This window comes from Oleiphilus sp. HI0079 (assembly GCF_001635105.1).
The window spans coordinates 1-1,732 of record NZ_LWFT01000865.1; the positions used below are offsets into that span (position 1 = coordinate 1).

The following is a 1,732-nucleotide window of genomic DNA, read 5'->3' on the forward strand; positions in this document are numbered from 1 at the left end:
TGGGTTTTTTAAGGCTCTAAGACCCTCTATGGCGGCCTTTAGCTCCATCTGATTGTTTGTTGTTTCCAGCTCCCCGCCATAAATCTCCTTGCGATGCTGTCCACTCAACAACAGTGCACCCCAACCCCCTGGACCTGGATTGCCCTTACACGCGCCATCTGTATAAATCTCTATCTCTGCTGCCATAAAATTTAACTGTCGGAATGATCATCCAAAATAGTACGGGAGGCGCGACCGGCGACCGGAATACCAATAACTTTTGCCGGTTTACGCCAAGAACGGCGTAGGTTGATCCTCGCCCCTTGCTGTTTTTGCGCCATGATAACGTAGTAGGCTCCCAAAGGCACTTTGGAGTTGAGTATACTCTCGATCCAACCAAACCTGCTTGCAGTACTAGGATGATTTATCGGCGGCGCATAGAAATAGTAACGCATGGTATCGACCTTAAAATCGAGAAGATTTAACCAGTCGGACACTCTATGACCCGAGATAAAACGGTTGCGCCAAAGGCCTCTTGACGAGCGATTACAAAGCTTCAGCACTCCCCATAAACTAAGCGGGTTGAAGCCCACAAGAGCAAGGTGACCAGAGGGCTTTAGAATCCGAGCAGCCTCTCTAAGCGTTTGATGCGGGTCTGCACTAAAATCAAGAGCGTGATGAAGAATAACCATGTCTGCGCAATCATGATCTAAAGCTAACTCAGTGCTCAGTGACACTACAGTATTTTCAGGCATGTCAGGTTCAGCCCTTGGTACAACATAGAAACCATGACCCAAGCCACTTGCATTACCAACAGGGATTCGATGTGAGACACCTATTTCAGCTTGGTGAAACCCATAACATCGCTCAACTAACTTCCCCAGGCGCTGCCGTTGATTCGCCAACAACGACCGTCCAATAGCTGATTGAAACCAATCTTCCAGCTCTTTTTGAGTAGCCATGAAAGAAGAAGCCTGATCTTTCTCTTGAAAGAAGTCGTTGTGGTACATCGTATCGTCCTAAAAGGTTTCGGAAGCGTAAGGCAAATCGGATGCTTTAAGCAGTATACTCGTAGTTTCAAAAACTAACAGAAGCTAGAAAAACGAGAGATGCAAATGGGCACCATCACGATTGAAGCAATACCAGCATTTGTCGACAACTATATCTGGTGTATTCAGGATGCTAAAACTGCGATCGTCGTGGATCCTGGTCAAGCTGAACCCGTGTTGGAGCATTTAAAACAGCACCAATTATCGCTTGATGCCATATTAGTCACACACCATCATCCTGACCACGTTGGGGGAATAGAACGCCTAAAACAAGTATTCCCGAGCGCCAAGGTCATTGGATTTAAAGAATCACGTTATGCTGGCGTTGAACATGAACATGTCGAAGGGGATTGCTTCACATTACTTGGTTTGGAATTTCGCGTTATTGAAGTTCCCGGCCATACTCTCGACCACATTGCGTTTCTCACAGTGCTCGACAATCGCCCGCGCTTATTTTCAGGAGACACTTTGTTTTCAGGTGGGTGCGGTCGACTTTTCGAAGGCACCGCCGAACAGATGCTGCACTCTCTCGAGAAATTCAAATTGCTACCGGATTCGACAGACATCTACTGCGCTCATGAATACACGCTATCCAACCTCGCCTTTGCGAAAACACTCATGCCCAGCAACCAAGATTTGCATGAGTACAATTCTAAATGCGAATCTTTGCGTAGCGGTAATCAGAGTACGATTCCGACAAGCTT

3 protein-coding genes are annotated in these 1,732 nt (G+C 46.9%); 1 reads left to right on the forward strand and 2 read right to left on the reverse strand.

The genetic code is table 11. The annotated features are described in order from the left end of the window. Both A3750_RS16180 and A3750_RS16185 read right to left on the reverse strand, forming a co-directional pair. Positions 1–186, reverse strand: a 186-nt coding sequence (locus tag A3750_RS16180; RefSeq protein WP_304440200.1) for an RNase H family protein, incomplete at its 3' end; no start/stop codon positions are given. Between the two features lie 5 nt (positions 187–191). Further along, entirely contained in the window at positions 192–989 is a 798-nt protein-coding gene (locus tag A3750_RS16185; protein WP_082863058.1) for a class I SAM-dependent methyltransferase, read from the reverse strand. A 105-nt stretch (positions 990–1,094) separates the two neighbouring features. Between A3750_RS16185 and gloB the strand changes: the two genes are divergently transcribed. After that, positions 1,095–1,732, forward strand: a 638-nt coding sequence (gene gloB, locus A3750_RS16190) for a hydroxyacylglutathione hydrolase (protein ID WP_068548443.1), incomplete at its 3' end; no start/stop codon positions are given.

Bases quoted from the DNA above. Each gene is read 5' to 3' on its own strand.
- A3750_RS16185 (WP_082863058.1), bottom strand. From the start codon at position 989: ATGTACCACAACGACTTCTTTCAAGAGAAAGATCAGGCTTCTTCTTTC.